This is a genomic window from Ekhidna sp. (assembly GCF_965247405.1).
Taxonomy (GTDB): domain Bacteria; phylum Bacteroidota; class Bacteroidia; order Cytophagales; family Cyclobacteriaceae; genus Ekhidna.
In genome coordinates, this window is the sequence record NZ_OZ252014.1 from 3021395 (window position 1) to 3037981 (window position 16587).

Sequence of the window (16587 nt, forward strand, 5' to 3'; positions counted from 1 at the left end):
GTAAAGACTTAATGGTCGATTATACCAAAAAATGCAATGTCCAAGTAAATTCGGGGAATGAATCTCTTTATTGTCCCATCCTGGTATCCTTCTGATACAAATCCCTCATATGGGATTTTCATAAAGGATCAAATAAAATTAATGGCTCGCTTAAGGCCAGACTGGAAGATTGGGGTGAGTACATGGGGTCAGGGTAGCGACGAAAAGTTACTGTGGTTGAAGGATCACTATAAAAACCTGACTAAACTTCAAAAACACAAGCAGGATACTTCAAAAACAATAATAAATGAGGGTTTTAGGGAGTTCTATCAACCTGCACTTAGCTGGACCAAGCGTTTGAAAAAAGGCAATCTAAGAGAGATCATTAGGTGTAATGAACTCAACTATCAGTCACATATTCAGGCATTTGGAAAACCGGATGTGATAATGGTTCAGGCAACTTATCCGGGCGTGCTGATTGGTGAGTACCTCTCTGATAAATATGATATTCCATTTCACCTCCATATACGTTTGGGGGGCTTTATGTTCGAGCAATTATTGAATGATCTGGGAGGCATGAGGCGTCAAACTTTATCTGCGATTTCAAAAGCAGAACTGGTGACTGTCACCAGTGATTTTCATGCTAAGGAAATAGCAAAATGGGTTCCAGAAACAAAAACATTGTATAATCCTGTAGACACACAATTCTTTGATGTCCATGATAAAAATGAGCAATATGTGCTGGCTGTTGGTCGGTTAGAACATGAGAAGGGATTTGATTTATTGATTGAGGCGGTAGCTCAAGACGGGCTGAATTTAAAAATTATTGGAGGAGGATCACAAAGGGAAGCACTGGAAAGAAAAATAGGCCAACTAAATTTAGAGGATCGGGTTGAACTTATTAGCGAGAAAGATCGGGTTGAGATAAAATCATATATGCAGAACAGTCAATTTTTGGTACTTCCCAGCAGATATGAAACATTTGGCAATGTATTGCTTGAAGCCATGGCATGTGGAAAGCCGGTAGTGGCGACTAAATGTGGTGGGCCTGTAGAGATTGTTACGAAAGATACTGGCTTGCTATGTGAGGTAAATACTGAGGATTTGAGGGATAATATCTCGACAATGCTATCTACCTACCCGCAGTATGATCCTGATCAGGTTCGGGCTGTTGTTGAAAAAAAGTTTTCTCCGTCCACCTGGATCGCAAAGTTGGAGTATCTACTTAAATCTGTTTTAGAAACGTAGGTTTTTTCGATTCGATCCCACCCATTCGTTCTTTAAATATTTTAAGTGGTTCCTGAGACTTTCCTTCGATGGACGATACTCCCAAATCCAGATACTTAAACCCTCTCTCACGATAATACCTGATCATTCCTGCAATCAGCATAACCATAGGGCTTTGATTTCTAAACATAGGGCTAGTTCCGGGCAGGTAGTAGTAGGCTACTTCACTTGAGACATTCACAGCAATGCATAGGGCTGATATTTTGCTATCTCTGAAGACACCAAAGCACTCATATTTTTCGGGGAGTTCATCACTTGATTTTTTTAATTGCTCCCACGAAATATTAATTTGAAGTCCTTGTGCCTGCCGACATACGGTTAAAAACTTATGAGCGGTTTCAAGCTCACTCCTCTCCATTTTTCTAAACTCAAAACCATCATTGATCAATGATTCGAGCTTTCTTTTTTGCATTTTATGAATGGAGTCCTCCCAGTTTAGATCCAGCGGAATGTGTTGGTTGATATCAGAATAAATCTGATCAAATCCCGATTTTACCAGTGTTGAAACAGAAACGAATCGGGCGTAGATCTCCGAAGGGTGCGTTATTTGGATTTTTTCTATCCCCTTATTTCTCAGTTGGTCTGTGAACGCTTCAATAAATCCTTCGGCCCCTATACCTTCATATCGATAAAATATTGATCCAAAGGGACTCCTTGGTATGCTAATTGCCACATTGTCTATCTGATCGAAGGCAATAAAGAAGTTTTCATCTGAGAAGGCAATAAAGTTACAATAGGCTTGAGAAGTGAGATACCCATATTGATAAAACAAAATTGGGTTTTCAGTGATTACTTCTTTTGGAGAGGAATAGATATTAATTGACATGGGGTCACAAAATTAAATACCTACCCCTCTTTTTAAAGCTCAAAACCGACGTTATCTTGCATCTTAGATTTTTACAATAAAATCTTAATTAGTTCACCTTGAAAAAAATACTCACTCTCTTCTTCTTTTTCAGCATTTTCAGCGTCACAGCGCAGGTTTTTGAACGTGGATATGTTCAAAATCTTGTAAAGAAGGGGACAGATCATATTTATAATGCTGCTTCTGATTCGGCAGAATTTTACATTAGTAAGGCTGAGAAGCACATTCCAAATCACCCGGTCATTCCTTTGATGCGAGCTATGACCATACTCTGGTCAAACATTCCATTAATCTCAGAAGAACTGTTTAAGGAAATGGAGGTGCAACTGGATTCTGCAATCGCTTTGGCCAAAGCAAAAGATCCTAATCTTGAAGAGCCAGAGATGATTTTCTTTGCCATGGCCTCTTATGGCTTACTGGCTGAATATTACGCGGATCAGGGCGCTACAATGAAAGCGGTAGGTGAGGCAAATAGAGCTTATGGTCTAATGAAAAAAGGATTTGATATTGTCGACGAGCACCCGGAGTTTTTACTCACCACCGGCCTCTACAATTATTTCAGAGAGAAATATCCTGAAAAGCACCCCATGTACAAGCCATTATTATGGTTTTTTAGAAGTGGAAATATGGAGCTAGGTCTAAACCAATTGGAGAAGGCATGTACTGAATCCTTCCTAACCAGAGTAGAGGCACATGTTTATTTGAGTTATATCTACCTGAGATATGAAATGGAACCAAGGCTCGCTCAGGAGTACCTATCTGAGCTTTGCTCGCTCTACCCAAACAATTATTACGCAAAAGCCAAATACCTGGAATCACTTGCAAATCCTGAAGACTTTCAAGATGTTCCGATCAATGTCATTTATGATTTAATTCATCATAATAGTCCGTATTACAAATTAGCCGGGTATGTCTTCTTGGGTTACTTCGAAGAAAAGGTTGTAAAAAATCAAAAGAAGGCGGAGTACGCTTACAGGCTAGGATTAAAATATGGAGATACCATCCCTAATCACGGAGAGTTTTTCAAAAGCTTTGGGTATCTGGGTCTGGGCAGAGTACTTGTTGGGAAACAGGAAAACGAAGAGGCAAGAGAATTATTAGATTTGGCACTAACATATGCTGAAACCGAGCAGGTGGAGTCAGAAGCTAAAAAGCTCCTATCAGAACTTTGAGTGAATTCTATACCATCCAAAAACAAACCGAGGGTCTTTACAAGGAAAAGGGCAGCAAGTTTCTAGCTTTTGCATACCCAGCGCAATCCGAAGATGAAATTAAAGTCATACAGTCGGAGTTGAGGAAGGAATATTATGATGCACGCCATCATTGTTATGCGTGGGTACTTGGAATGGATGACCAAATATGGCGTGCAAACGATGATGGAGAACCGGCTCATTCTGCTGGTGATCCAATACTGGGGCAGATACGATCCTTTGAGCTAACCAATGTATTAGTTGTTGTTATTCGATACTTCGGTGGAACGAAACTTGGTGTAGGTGGTCTGATCAACGCTTATAAGGAAGCTACTGCTTCTGCCCTATCCAAGGCGAGAAGGGCAATGATATTTGAAACACGTGAGATTGTGATGAGCTTTCCATATGACATGATGAGCATAGCAGAAAGGTTGATTGCAGATTTTGAAATAGTGGTTCATAAGCGTGATTTTCAGCTTTCCTGTGAAATCATTGGTGATTTGAAGAAGGATAGCGTGGATGAGTTTATGGAAAAAACATCCGATCTTTATACAATGAAGTTTAAAATTTCTGGTGATGATAACGAATGATTTAAAGAAGCTTTTCCTGAGGGACCTGGACAGACTAAAAACAGAATGTGAAGCTTACGGGGATAAAAATATGATGTGGGAAAAGGTTGATGGTATTAATAATTCTGCCGGCAACCTGGCGATGCATCTAACAGGGAATCTCCAGCATTTTATTGGAGCCATACTTGCAAAAACCGGATATGTGCGCGAGAGAGATTTTGAGTTTAATGGAAAAGTAACCTATGAGGAACTACTATCTGATATTGAAACCACAAAGCAGGTCATTGAAAACTATCTTGATAAGGCAGATCCTGATTCTTATGCAACGAACTATCCGTTAGAACCTTTTGGTTACCCAATGAGCATTCACTACTTTTTAATACACCTACATGGGCATTTTAACTACCATTTAGGTCAAATCAATTATCATAGAAGAATACTATCGTAGGGCTTGATTTTAGTCCTTATGTGTATTTTGTCACTGAATATTTCAATGCCGAAAATCTTAATCGGTGATAATATTGGGTTTATCTAATATTTGACGAGAATGACCGAATGAGGGTGGTTCGTTATAAAAATCTTAGCTAACCTTGAACTAAAGAAATTCAAAACAATCCATAGCTGGTTGAATTAGAACGGAGTTGCTTTGGTGAGGGCGCTCCGTTTGCTTTTTATACTCTCACTAAATTCCCCACTTCCATCTATTCAAATAAAAAATGCCATCCAAAAAGGACAGCATTGGTTAATTTCTACTTTCAAGAGGCATTATGCCATCTTTCTCATTTTCTTAGAAACCTTGATTCCAAGTATGGTAACAAGGATCGTTGCGAGAATTAGGGTAATTTGTTTTTTCATATGAGTAAGTAAAACAAGGTGGGTCTAACCCCTAAATATTTCTTGTGTTATGGAACTGTTTCTGAGGCATAACTGCCAGAAACAGCGCCGAAGAATCCAAGAACCTGTTCAGACTCACCATCGACGAAAAACAGATTTCCTGAAACGATGGCGGGCGTGGTGCCAGAGGAAGTTCCTAAGGTAGTAATCTGAGACCTTAGAAGGGATAGGTAGCCGTGTGCTCGCTGTGAGATGGATACCAGCTGCACAGTCATTTCATCACCCGATTCGTAATCAAACTCCTGAAAGTTGTTTGGGATCAGGTTGCCATCAAATAACCTGTCATCCTGTACGGAAATGGGTTCCGGCTCAGTAAAGAGTTCACCATTCTTATAAAAAATCCATCGGTAAAAATTCTGTTGGCCTCCGGGATCTAGTGTGTTGATTTTTGGATAGTAGATAGTAATCTGTTGATCTGAGTTATCCGGATCATTTTCCTGAAACGAAGCAATCTCAAGTTCATCAATAGGAACTTGTTCAGGCATTGCATCCCATTCTGATCTAACTTCTATTGAATCCAGTATGATACGAACCCTGTATTGAGTTCCGCTGGTACCACGATATGCGGTATTGGCTTCATAGTATCCATTATCAGTGTATGAGTAGCTAAAAACATCTCCATCTCTTGACTGTACAATTACCTGCGCATCATCCACAGGAATGAACGGAACTAGGCTGGAAAATGCATTTGATCGTGTGATACGAATGGGTTGAGCACTGGTCGAATCTGTGACCCATCCTTCAACTACTACCTGATTTTGTGGATCTGGCAGGTCAACATCCACCACTTCTTCACAAGCTAAAAACGCAATGATCAATAGGTAGATAAGATGCTTCATTAGAATCGGAAATTATAAGTTACAGCTGGAATAATCGTACCAAAAATGGAGTATTTCACCACCTGTGCCGTTCCCGGATCAATTGGGGATTCCCGATAGAAATAGGAGTATGCGTTTTGCCTTGCATAAACATTGTAGATGGTAAAAATCCAATAATCCTCATTTTTTCTTCTTGAGCCATCTTTTTTATACTTTTTGCCTTCCCATTTCACAGACAGGTCTAAACGGTGATAGTTTGGTAGTCGGGCGTTGTTTCGCGAACCAAAATGAGGAATCAAATTTCCTTCAAAAACATATTTGTCCGTAGGTAAGGTCACTGGTATGCCTGTATTAAAAACAAAATTGGCAGACGCACTCAACCGAGGGGAAACCTGCATGCTCCATGAAGTCGAAAAGTCATGTGTTTTGTCATGATTTTCTACCACGTATCGTTCACCATTGATTTCAGGGATTCGGCTCTCTGACCTGGACAGAGTATAGCTTATCCAGCCCTTGAGCCGACCTGCTTTCTTTCTTGCGTAAAGCTCCAAGCCGTATGCTCTCGCTTCACTAAAAAGTAATTCTGTTTCAATGTTTTCATTGAATACCAGATCGGCACCATTCTTATACTGGATGTTATCTGCAATGTCTTTGAAATAGACCTCCGCAGATAATTCCCACATGTTATCATTCAGGTTTTTATAGAAGCCTAGCGTGTATTGATTGGTTGTGGTAGGGGGAATGTAGGTGTCGCTAAGCTTCCAGATATCTGTGGGAGATGGAGATATTGTATTTGAGATCAGATGGAGGTATTGGGCAGTTCTCGAAAACGATGTTTTAAGGGCTGTTGAGCTATTCAGCTGCCAATTCAGCGACATGCGTGGCTCTAAATTATAATCCCGATTAATCAAATCAAGATATTCATAATTCACTGTATCGGTAACGGTAGAATCGGCCGTTGGAACTCCATTTCGATATTGGAAAACCGTCCCCGGCCCGATGGTATGAAGCATGCTAACTCTCAGTCCATAGCTGATCGCTAATTGGCCCAGCTTCGTTTCCTGTCCAATATGGAATGCAGACTCAAACCCTTGCTCATCCTCCAGTTTGATTTTATTTGTATTAGCGTTTTGATCTAACGGTTCGCGTGATCCTGGCGCTAAGCGGTGATACACCGTACCGAAACCAAATGAAACTTCGTTGTTCGGATTAATCACATATGTGAGATTCATCTTAGCGCTATAATCAGCTATTTTGGATCTCCCTACAAATGCCCCGGGGACGTCTGTATTTTCAATTCGGTAGTTGTATTCAGAAACAAAAACAGATATGTTGGAAAACAGACGAGGGCTGAACAGGTAGTTCCATCGAAAATTCAGCATTCGATTACCCCAATTTCTGGTAGAATTCAGTCCGGCAAGGTTACGGTCATTGCCTATATAGCCAGATAGGTAGTAGGTACTGCTGCGGCTGTATTTGAAGTTGAGTTTTACATTTAAATCCTGAAAACGAATGCGATTTCTTCTCACAGATGTGCTGGCAAAATCATCCAATGAAAGGTTTAACAAACTTTGCCTTCCGGAAATCAGGAATGAGCTTTTCCCCTCATGAATGGGGCCTTCTACCAGCGCCCGAGCGGATAAAATTCCAATACCGCCTGAAACTCGTGTTTGATTGACGTTTCCTTCCTTTTGTCTTACCTCGATTACGGAAGAAGTTCTTCCGCCATATGAGGGAGGAATATAACCTTTAAGAATTCTTACGTTATTGACAGCTTCTGGATTAAAAACAGAGATAAGACCATAAAAATGATTGGGATTGTAGATTGTTGCCTCGTCCAGCAAAGTTAGATTCTGATCAACTCCACCACCTCTCACATGAATCCCACTTGCATCTTCCCCGATGGCACGAATTCCGGGTTTAAGTAGTGCATTTTGAATCACATCCACTTCACCAAGAAAATACGGTATTTGACCATCGGCACCAGATATGGAAATTCGATCAATGGATGGGATATTCTCCGTTATGTTGACATCATTGGCAATGGAAGTCACTTCCACCTCATCTAGTTGTGTGATTTTTGGTGAAATGGATATATCCAGATAAGTGTTACGGTAAAGCGATATTTCTGTTTGCTTCTTCTCGTAGTTGATGTGAGAGAAATTCAAACGATAGTCACCCTCCTTGATTGTCAGGGTATAATACCCATATCCATTCGTGGTAGTCCCGAGTGTTGTTCCTTCTACCTGTACCGTAGCTCCAATGATATGTTCTCCAGATTCAATATTCTTTAAAACGCCATGCACCGTATAATTCTTAGGAATGTGCGGCGAGACGATTATTTGACCATCATCGTAGCTGATATCAGCGATTAGCTCATCTTCCAGCAGATCAAAAAATGACTTGATGGAAAGCCCCTTTTCAAGGGTTAGGTTTTGATTCGTAAGTTTATCTGAGCTATAGGCGATAGGGATTCCGGTACTTCTGAGTGAATCCAGAGACTCAAACAATGAAATTTCACCCCAGAAAATAAGATTGCCTTGCAGCGCATTCTGTTGAGCCTGAATAGCAATGGCCCCACACAATAATGCTAATGCTATGACTTTACGGAAAGTGGATATGAAGGCGATAAACACGCCCACAAAATTAATGAAACGTTAGTCTCGCAATTAGCAGCCTTGTCCTGAAATTTTTACTGTATCGTTCTTAATTGTGGTTTTTACATTAAGAACAGTGCCGATGGTCTCTAAAACCTCTTTAAGAGACTGGTTTTTGAATGTTGCGGATATTTTGCAGTCTTTCAGCTTTTCATTAGAAAACTTGAATTCAACCTCGTAATACTTGCTAAGCTCTTTTAGCGCCTCGCTAAGTGGAGTCTGATCGAAATTAAAAACTCCATTTCTCCAACTCATAATGTTGGCTGAAGGGATGCTCTTCAATTCTACTGAAGCATCTTTTCGATTAAAAATCGCCTCTTTTCCAGCTGGAACCTTCGTTTGCTTTCCATCTTTTTCAAAAGCCACCAATCCTCTGTCAACATATAATTCAACTCTTTCATCTGTCGTGATGAGGTTGAATGCGGTACCTAAAACCTTTACATCCACACCATTCACGTCTATGATAAATGGTTTTTCACTCTTTTGAATATCGAAATATGCTTCTCCTGAGAAAGAGACATTGCGCTTATCCCCAAATGACTCTGGATATGTAAAACTTGAATTGGCATTCAGAATACCAACAGACCCATCCGGGAAGGTAACATTAACCTTTTGATCAGTAGATGAAACGTGGATCTGCGAAGGAGACGGATTGTATATAAACAAAGAAACTGAAAGGATAGCCAGAATGGCCACAGCGGCAGCTATTTTCATCCATGCAAAGCCTTTATTTGGGTTGTGAATTTTTTGATTCAGTTGATCCCATGCGTTGTTTTCATCTATTTCAGGTGCCTCTGCGTTGGTGTGCTGAAATAGGAACTCCATGAACCCGTCTTCTTTATCGGAAGGCTGATCCTTGTAGTTCAGGTGGTTATATGCTTTCAGGTCGTTTGCCATCTCATTTATCAGTCAATCATTCAGGGGATAACCCCTAAATTTTTTCACTTTATTTTCAGTTCATATGCTCCTTATAATGTTTGTACACATGCTCCAGTGATTCCCTCAATTTTTTAAGGGCAATTCCCATTTGATTTTCTACTGTTTTTTTAGATAAATCCAGTTCCTCGGCTATTTCCTCATAAGTCATTCCCGCATTTCTGCTGAGCATAAATATTTTTCTGCATTTCTTGGGCAAAGCGTCAATAGCAGATTGGATGTAATTCTTCAACTTCTCATTCTCACCCTCATCTTTTTTTGGCATACTCACGCTGAGCATCACCTCGCTTACGTCCGCCATGGATTGTTGCTTCGGTAGCTCCAGCTTGATGTAATTGAGACACTTGTTTTTTACTGCAGAATAGAGATACGTTTTGAGGGTTGTTTGAATCTCTATGTTGCTTCGCTTTTCCCAGATGTATAGAAACACCTCTTGTGCCATTTCCTCTGCAATGGTGGCATCACGCACGTACGTGAATGCAAAGCGGTAGAGTTCTTTGTAATAGCGCTTAAAAATGACCTCATACGAAGAGAAGTCATTACTTTTCACCTGTTGGAAAAGCAAAAGGTCATTATCTGAGCTCATAGAAGGAATTACTGGAAACTATTTGTTATTTCAGTGAATAGATTCTGCGAATAACCATAAAAACTATCCGAAAGATTATCAGCGAAGATAGAAATAATCATGTTTTCAGAAGGTATTAAATACATATGCTGACCTAGTTCACCCGGGATATAAATGATCTCATTGCTTGGTATAGCAAAAGCATTTGAAAAGCTATCTCCAAACTGCCACCAGATATACCCCAGTGTTTGAGTTCCTGACACCTCAGTTTGAACGGAGGTTGCATTCTCGATAAAATTGGGATCAAGAATTTTTCTTCCACGCCAAAGTCCTTCCTTCAGGAAAAGGTACCCCAGTTTGGTCCAATCAAGCAAAGAAATACTAATGCCGTCACCGGCATTGAAATTACCAGAAGGATCAGTTTCAATATTGAAAGAGGTAATGGTAAGTGGTTCAATAACATTTTCATGGATGAAATCGTCAAATGACTGACCTGATGCATGTTCAATAATCTTAGCAAGAAGGACACCTGTTGCTGTGTTCAAATTAAACCTGATTCCTGCAGGGGCTTCCATGGGTTGCTCCAGGATGTATTTAACCCAATCTTCCGAAGCTTTCATTTGATTTAGGTCATTTTGGGGGCTAAGTTGTTGGATTACATTCCATGACAATCCGCTTTTGTGCAAGAGCAGGTGCTCAATTGTGATATTTTCCTTTTCAGGATTCGCTAAAAATACATCTTCATAATCTGGTAGATAATCAGAAATCGGATCCTCAATGTCGATTAGACGCTTATCATCAGCCACTCCAGTGGCAGCCAGTGCAAAAGTTAAGCTGGCACTGTTTAAACTATATGCCGAATGCCTCCTGCTTAACGTTGGCAAACGTTGAATGAATCCTTGCGAGTCATCTCGATTAAAATAATTTTCGAAAACCAACTGATCATTTTTAATGATTATGAGTCCATTGATCTCAGAAAAATCATTGATTTGTATTCTTGCGTTAATGGTGAGGAGTGACTCCTCGGACAAACCGACTTCTTTAGGACGTGCATATTCCCAAATCTCCTGATCAGGCGCTACTTCATCGCCAACATAGCAGCTACTGAGAAGAAGAATGAATGAAATGTATTTTAGCCTAGTCACGTAAACAAAGTATAGTTGCCATGCTGATCAGCTGGAGGAGCTGGTTTTAAGAATGAAACATCGTTTCCTTCAATATCCCTGATCTTAGGCCCAACAGTATGAGAAATAAATTCTTCTTTTGATTCCAGATTTAGTAGCTCTTGCAATTCTTCCTGATCATTTGATTCCAGCCATCTTCTTGTTGAAGACGCATCCATAATAGCAGGCATGTCTTCCTGAAAGTCTGATATCTGGCTATTGGCTGGCCGTGTGATCATGATAAAGGAATGTGACCCATCTTCCCCTTCCTCCCAAAGTCCGGCAACAGAGAAGACTTTTTTATCCGGATAGAAAAAATAATGCGGTACTTGCTGCTTTTTTGCTACCTGTTTCCATAAATAAAATCCATCCATTGGGATGACACATCGGTGGGTCGAAAGTTTTTTTCTATAACTCGCTTTGTTAATCACTGAGTCCATTGGGAGGTTGAAAAACTTAGGACTCATTGCTCGATTATTTGACCATTGTGCCATCAGTCCCCAACTAAAAAAAGATATTTTGTCTGATTCTGAGCCAGTTATGGTTGGCAATGCCTTAGTAGGGGCGGCATTGTACTGAGGTTCATAGAAGTCAGGAACCTCTACTCCCAAAACAAGCGCAAGCTCATCTGGTTTTAGTGTTATGGTATATCGATCGAGCATTTTCGGCAATTTAATACGAGAACATTGCTAACTCAATGATCATTTTATGTAGAATCCAAATTTTTATTTTGATTGATGGGTTAATTTTGACTTGGAATTAAAGACGATCTAAATGGCTGAAGTAATAAGAATGCCCAAAATGAGTGATACCATGGAGGAAGGCGTGATCGCTTCATGGTTAAAGAAAGAGGGCGATGAGGTGAGCTCTGGCGATGTGCTGGCAGAAGTGGAAACCGATAAAGCGACGATGGAACTGGAATCTTATCAGGACGGTGTGCTCTTGCATATTGGAGTGAAAGAAAAAGAGGCGGTTCCTGTCGATGGTATTCTGGCAGTAATCGGGGAAAAAGGAGAAGACTATCAGCACTTGTTAGAAGAAGCTGAAAGTGGAGCGTCCGATAATGGAAGCAAAGAAACGGACCAGGAGGAAAAGCCTGAGAAAAAGTCAACAGAAAAAATAGATACCAGTAGCATCAATGCTTCAATCATCCGAATGCCTAAGATGAGCGATACGATGGAAGAGGGGGTGATCGCTTCCTGGCTGAAGAAAAAAGGAGATAACGTAGAATCCGGAGATATTCTGGCAGAAGTGGAAACCGATAAAGCCACCATGGAATTGGAAGCTTATGAAGATGGGACCCTTCTTTACACAGCGGTGGAAGCCGGAAGTGGAGTTCCTGTAGATGGCGTTATTGCTATTATTGGAGAGGAAGGGGCTGATTATGAGGCTCTGCTCAAAGCTGAGGAGCAAAGTAGTGATGATTCTGCTGAGGAGGAAAAGAAAGAAGATAAGACTGAAACACCTTCTCAAACGACAAGTGATAGCGCCCCGTCTGCGCCAGCGTCATCACAGCCGACACAATCACAAACCTCTAGCAATGGAAGAATAAAAGCTTCTCCATTGGCTAAAAAGATCGCATCTGAAAAAGGAATTGACTTATCGCAGGTAAATGGCTCTGGCCCTGATGGGAGAGTCGTGAAAGCAGATGTGGAGAACTTCACAGCTTCACAAGATTCACAGCCTGCTACCTCAGATTCGGGTCAGCCTTCCATAAGTATTCCACAGGTAGTAGGAGAGGAGAAGTCCGAGAAAGTAGAGCTTTCGCAAATGCGTAAAACCATCGCTAAGCGATTGAGCGATAGTAAGTTTACCGCACCACACTTCTACCTCACCATGGAGATCAACATGGATAAGGCAATTGAAGCACGCAAGTCCATGAATGAGGTGTCACCAGTTAAAATATCATTCAATGATATGGTGGTCAAAGCTGCAGCAGCAGCACTTCGTCAGCATCCGGATATAAATGTAAGCTGGAAAGGGGATCATATGATGCGACATCAGCACATTCATTTGGGCGTTGCAGTAGCTATTCCTGAAGGGCTTATTGTGCCTGTAGTGAGATTTGCAGATAGCAAATCACTATCTCACATTTCAGCGGAAGTTAGGGAGCTGGCTCAGAAGGCCAAAGACAAAAAATTAAAACCGGAAGAATTTTCAGGTGGAACTTTCTCAATATCCAATCTGGGAATGTTCGGAATTGAAGAGTTTACGGCAATCATCAACCCACCAGAAGCGTGTATTATGGCCGTTGGAGGGATCAAGGAAACGGTAATAGTGAAAGACGGTGAAATGTATGCCGGAAATGTGATGAAGGTAACACTTTCGTGTGATCATCGTGCCGTAGATGGTGCTGTAGGTTCTGCTTTCCTCAAAACATTCAAAGAACTATTGGAAGATCCGGTAAGGATTTTGATATAATCGCATTTTTAAAATGAAGACACCCTGAACTTGTTTCAGGGTCTTTTAGTTTGTTACCGCGTAGATGCTGTCTTTATTTTCAGCATGAGATTTTAGGAAGAACTGAATAATGGAAAAAATAAAATCAACAACCGTCCTTGCTATCAAACATAATGGAAAAGTAGCCATCGGGGCTGATGGTCAAGCCACTCTCGGAAATACTGTTGCAAAATCTAATGTGAAGAAAATCCGAAAGCTGGGGGATGGTAAAATCGTGACTGGTTTTGCCGGATCTACGGCAGATGCCTTCACGCTATTGGATCGGTTTGATGAAAAGCTAAGCAATTATTCTGGCAACTTGAAAAGAGCAGCAGTTGAGCTAGCCAAAGACTGGAGGACGGACAGATATCTTCGTAAGTTGGAAGCCATGATGATCGTAGCAGATAAAAACGAGGTGCTTGTTGTTTCTGGTACAGGAGATGTGCTGGAGCCGGATGAAGATGTAGCAGCAATAGGTTCCGGTAGCATGTATGCCCGCTCTGCGGCACTTGCGTTGAAAAAGCACGCAACCAATCTTTCTGCAGAGGAGATGGTACGAGAGGGGCTCACCATTGCAGCTGATATCTGCATCTACACCAACCACAATTTGGTGGTTGAGGTTGTGGAGTAAGTATTGTTGGATTTATTCCGGCATCTCCCGTTTCGTTTTTATCACCTTTGCATTCAGTATCATCACCTGATCAATTGGTCTGCCTCCATCACCAACTGGTACGGCTGCTATGGAATCAATCACATTCATTCCTGCTACAACCTCTCCAAAAACGGTGTAGTTTTGATCCAGGTGAGGGGTGCCGCCAGTTGTTCGATAGATCTCTTTTTGATATTCGGGAATGCGGTATGGTTCGTAATCTTCAAAGTCTTTAGCAATTTTGGAAAGGGTGTCATATATCGTACCAAATAGCTCATAGTCATCATTTTCAAGGGCGAAGTTTAATGAGTCAAGCCACATTTTGTTTTCGGGTGCTAGTGTTGCATAATGCTGCTGAAGCCAACCATTGATACGTTTTTCTCCTTTTACAATCATACTGTCGGGCTGGGGTCCGGCTTGTACAATGTAAAACTGAATACTGGAAGATGCCCTTTCCGGATTACCGTCTCTGGCTGCTCCCAAAGCACCCCGTTTATGGAACAGGGTGGTGTCAAATTCTGCCGGCACACGATAATCAAGGCTCTCCAAAACTGAAGAATCTAAATTGGCTTGTCTGAGGCTGTCAAACTCGCCTGCCTGAACGACAAAGCCTTGTAGAACCCGATGAAAAATAATACTGTCATACATGCCATCATTTACCAGATTGACAAAGTTGTCCCGATGGAGTGGTGTCTTGTCTGAGAGTTCAAGTGTGATAGCTCCCATCGAAGTGGTAAGCTCGACTTGAATAGGACGGTGTTCTTCATTTAAGGTGTCTGAAGGTGGTGTGCATGAAACAAAAATGAGTAGTACGAGGGGAAGGTGAAAGATGTTTTTCATTGACTTTTTTTCTAAAGATAATTCTTTAGACCTGGTTGGGTGCTTGTTTATTTTATTTATCGCTGACTAACCAGCTCAATATCTAATTCCGGTCCCGGCACATAAAACTTGATGACTTTACGTGGATATACCTTGCTAATCCAAACCTTATTGTTTGGCATTTTTCCGTCGGTTCTTAGCCACAGTACATCGCAATCAAAAGTTCCCGCTTTCGTTGTGATGGTTTCTGATCCATCATAGGATAGTGAGACTAGCGAAATTGCCATACTGGTTGGAGCGAGAGCAGCAAAAGAGATACTGTCTCCTTCGTTCATCTTTAAGGTATGAAACAGCATGTAAAGCTCACTGCGAAACACATCGTGCTGATAGGCTGAATCGAATGGAAATTCGGTCACCAGGGTGTCCCGCATTATCACATAATTGCCTTTTACTTTTCCTTCAGATTGGATTAAATCAATGTCTAAAACGGCCTGCTGTGTGCTGAAATCAATACTTACCGTCTTTAACTCAAAATCGGAAGTATCGAGTCCGAATTCAGCCGTTTCGTATACGCTCCCATCATCAAACTGGGAGGTGTCACGGGCGACAAGCATACTATTCTCAAAAGAAAAACCATAAACCATGGAGCCGACTTTCGAATCTGTCGAATCATACATGTGATAGGTGTTTATTACTTCTTTGATTTGTGAGAAGTCGATGGATTGGCCTAGCCAGTTTTTGTTTATTGGCTTTTCTTGTGGTTGACAGGTCACGAAAATGATTAGAAAAAATGGTAGGTAGTTAGCTTTCATCGTTAGTGTTGGTTTCGTTTCTGTTTTCTAAACAATCGCTGAACCGATGTTACATATAAATTTGTTTCAATGGCACAAAAAGTCATTTATCCTTTAAAAAAGGAGTTACAGGTAGGGAGAAAAATTATGAATGGTTTTTCTGCACAAAAAAATTGATGCAGGACATTAGCTTTTTTACATTCGCGGTAATCAAGCGGGGAACCCCTTAGAATAATTTCTTCAGTCTATTATCGTTACGAATAACAACTAATCAGCCGGACAGATACGCATGAAAAACCTATCATTCACCCTTAGTTTAATTTTTGTTTTGTTTTTCACTTCCAATGCTTCTGCTCAGGAGGCCCTCCAGCAGAAATTTGAAAATATGTTGGAAAACACGGAAACCTATGAGCGGTACAAAGTAATTCCACGCACAGATCTGAACACTTTTTGGTCGGAGGTCACAGACACCCTGAATCAAAAGCAGCGAAAGATCCAGCAGCTGCAATCAGAAACCCAGGATGCAAAAGCGCTGGCCCAGCAAGCACGTGCAGAGCTATCCGACGTACAGTCTAAATTAGATGAGAGCCTGAAACTGAATGATACCATCTATTTTGTAGGTATTCCTTTCTCGAAGGTGGGTTATCATATAATGGTATGGGTGATCATTATCGCTTTGGCTGTGCTGGCTGTGATTGCATATTTCATGTTTATACGCAGCAACAGTGTGACAACACGCACCCGCCGTGAGCATGAAGCCCTTCAGGCAGAGTTTGAGGAGCATAAAACCAAAGCACGTGAAACACAGGTGAAGCTGAAGAGAGAGCTACAGACGGCTGTCAATCAGTTGAACGAACGTAGGAGCTAGAATTAAGAACGTTATCGTGGGTAACACGAATAGAAATTAGACATTAGGACTGTTTCACTTTCTTGCCTTCGACTCACAATGGGCTTGGGAATTCCCTT

Annotated in this window: 16 protein-coding genes; 7 read left to right on the plus strand and 9 right to left on the minus strand. The window is 41.1% G+C overall.

All coding sequences use genetic code 11. The features are described from left to right. Positions 1–141 precede the first annotated feature (141 nt). Positions 142–1227 (plus strand): glycosyltransferase, encoded by a 1086-nt coding sequence (locus tag ACP14Y_RS13985; protein ID WP_424963554.1) that lies wholly within the window; start codon positions 142–144, stop codon positions 1225–1227. On the opposite strand, the gene ACP14Y_RS13990 is transcribed toward ACP14Y_RS13985, so the two are convergent. Next, complete coding sequence (locus tag ACP14Y_RS13990; protein ID WP_424963555.1) at positions 1205–2092, minus strand: GNAT family N-acetyltransferase; 888 nt, start codon at positions 2090–2092, stop codon at positions 1205–1207. The two genes, ACP14Y_RS13985 and ACP14Y_RS13990, sit on opposite strands and share 23 nt — an antisense overlap. A gap of 98 nt (positions 2093–2190) precedes the next feature. On the opposite strand from ACP14Y_RS13990, the gene ACP14Y_RS13995 reads away from it, so the two are divergent. The 3 genes from ACP14Y_RS13995 to ACP14Y_RS14005 are packed head-to-tail and all read left to right on the plus strand — an operon-like array spanning position 2191 to position 4338. Beyond that, positions 2191–3303 carry a hypothetical protein gene (locus ACP14Y_RS13995; protein WP_424963556.1) on the plus strand — a complete coding sequence of 371 codons (1113 nt, stop codon included), beginning with the start codon at positions 2191–2193 and terminating at the stop codon, positions 3301–3303. Next, a complete protein-coding gene (locus tag ACP14Y_RS14000) occupies positions 3300–3911 on the plus strand; it encodes an IMPACT family protein (RefSeq protein WP_424963557.1) in 612 nt (203 codons plus the stop codon). The genes ACP14Y_RS13995 and ACP14Y_RS14000 overlap by 4 nt, the downstream gene beginning before the upstream one ends. Continuing rightward, a complete protein-coding gene (locus tag ACP14Y_RS14005; RefSeq protein WP_424963558.1) occupies positions 3898–4338 on the plus strand; it encodes a DinB family protein in 441 nt (146 codons plus the stop codon). Before ACP14Y_RS14000 ends, ACP14Y_RS14005 begins: the two co-directional genes overlap by 14 nt. Before the next feature lie 454 nt (positions 4339–4792). On the opposite strand, the gene ACP14Y_RS14010 is transcribed toward ACP14Y_RS14005, so the two are convergent. The 6 genes from ACP14Y_RS14010 to ACP14Y_RS14035 are packed head-to-tail and all read right to left on the minus strand — an operon-like array spanning position 4793 to position 11585. Next, positions 4793–5623: a DUF4249 domain-containing protein gene (locus tag ACP14Y_RS14010; protein ID WP_424963559.1), complete on the minus strand. Its 831-nt coding sequence runs from the start codon at positions 5621–5623 to the stop codon at positions 4793–4795. Continuing rightward, positions 5623–8238, minus strand: a complete 2616-nt coding sequence (locus ACP14Y_RS14015; protein ID WP_424963560.1) for a TonB-dependent receptor — start codon at positions 8236–8238, stop codon at positions 5623–5625. The genes ACP14Y_RS14010 and ACP14Y_RS14015 overlap by 1 nt, the downstream gene beginning before the upstream one ends. Before the next feature lie 33 nt (positions 8239–8271). Continuing rightward, the gene (locus ACP14Y_RS14020) at positions 8272–9156 is read right to left on the minus strand and encodes a FecR family protein (RefSeq protein ID WP_424963561.1); all 885 of its coding nucleotides are present in this window, start codon (positions 9154–9156) and stop codon (positions 8272–8274) included. Positions 9157–9211: 55 nt separating this feature from the next. Next, positions 9212–9781, minus strand: a complete 570-nt coding sequence (locus ACP14Y_RS14025; protein WP_424963562.1) for an RNA polymerase sigma-70 factor — start codon at positions 9779–9781, stop codon at positions 9212–9214. Positions 9782–9789: 8 nt separating this feature from the next. After that, positions 9790–10905 carry a serine hydrolase domain-containing protein gene (locus ACP14Y_RS14030; RefSeq protein WP_424963563.1) on the minus strand — a complete coding sequence of 372 codons (1116 nt, stop codon included), beginning with the start codon at positions 10903–10905 and terminating at the stop codon, positions 9790–9792. Then, positions 10902–11585 carry an SOS response-associated peptidase gene (locus tag ACP14Y_RS14035; protein WP_424963564.1) on the minus strand — a complete coding sequence of 228 codons (684 nt, stop codon included), beginning with the start codon at positions 11583–11585 and terminating at the stop codon, positions 10902–10904. The genes ACP14Y_RS14030 and ACP14Y_RS14035 overlap by 4 nt, the downstream gene beginning before the upstream one ends. 112 nt (positions 11586–11697) lie before the next feature. Here ACP14Y_RS14035 and ACP14Y_RS14040 point away from each other — a divergent pair, with 112 nt between their 5' ends. Further along, a complete protein-coding gene (locus ACP14Y_RS14040; RefSeq protein WP_424963565.1) occupies positions 11698–13344 on the plus strand; it encodes a pyruvate dehydrogenase complex dihydrolipoamide acetyltransferase in 1647 nt (548 codons plus the stop codon). Positions 13345–13453: 109 nt separating this feature from the next. Beyond that, positions 13454–13993, plus strand: coding sequence for an ATP-dependent protease subunit HslV (gene hslV, locus ACP14Y_RS14045; RefSeq protein WP_424963566.1), 540 nt, complete (start codon positions 13454–13456; stop codon positions 13991–13993). Positions 13994–14005: 12 nt separating this feature from the next. On the opposite strand, the gene ACP14Y_RS14050 is transcribed toward hslV, so the two are convergent. Further along, positions 14006–14851 carry a peptidylprolyl isomerase gene (locus tag ACP14Y_RS14050; RefSeq protein WP_424963567.1) on the minus strand — a complete coding sequence of 282 codons (846 nt, stop codon included), beginning with the start codon at positions 14849–14851 and terminating at the stop codon, positions 14006–14008. 56 nt (positions 14852–14907) lie between these two features. After that, complete coding sequence (locus ACP14Y_RS14055) at positions 14908–15642, minus strand: hypothetical protein (RefSeq protein WP_424963568.1); 735 nt, start codon at positions 15640–15642, stop codon at positions 14908–14910. A 268-nt stretch (positions 15643–15910) separates the two neighbouring features. Between ACP14Y_RS14055 and ACP14Y_RS14060 the strand changes: the two genes are divergently transcribed. Beyond that, positions 15911–16489: a hypothetical protein gene (locus ACP14Y_RS14060; protein ID WP_424963569.1), complete on the plus strand. Its 579-nt coding sequence runs from the start codon at positions 15911–15913 to the stop codon at positions 16487–16489. Positions 16490–16587: the final 98 nt, after the last annotated feature.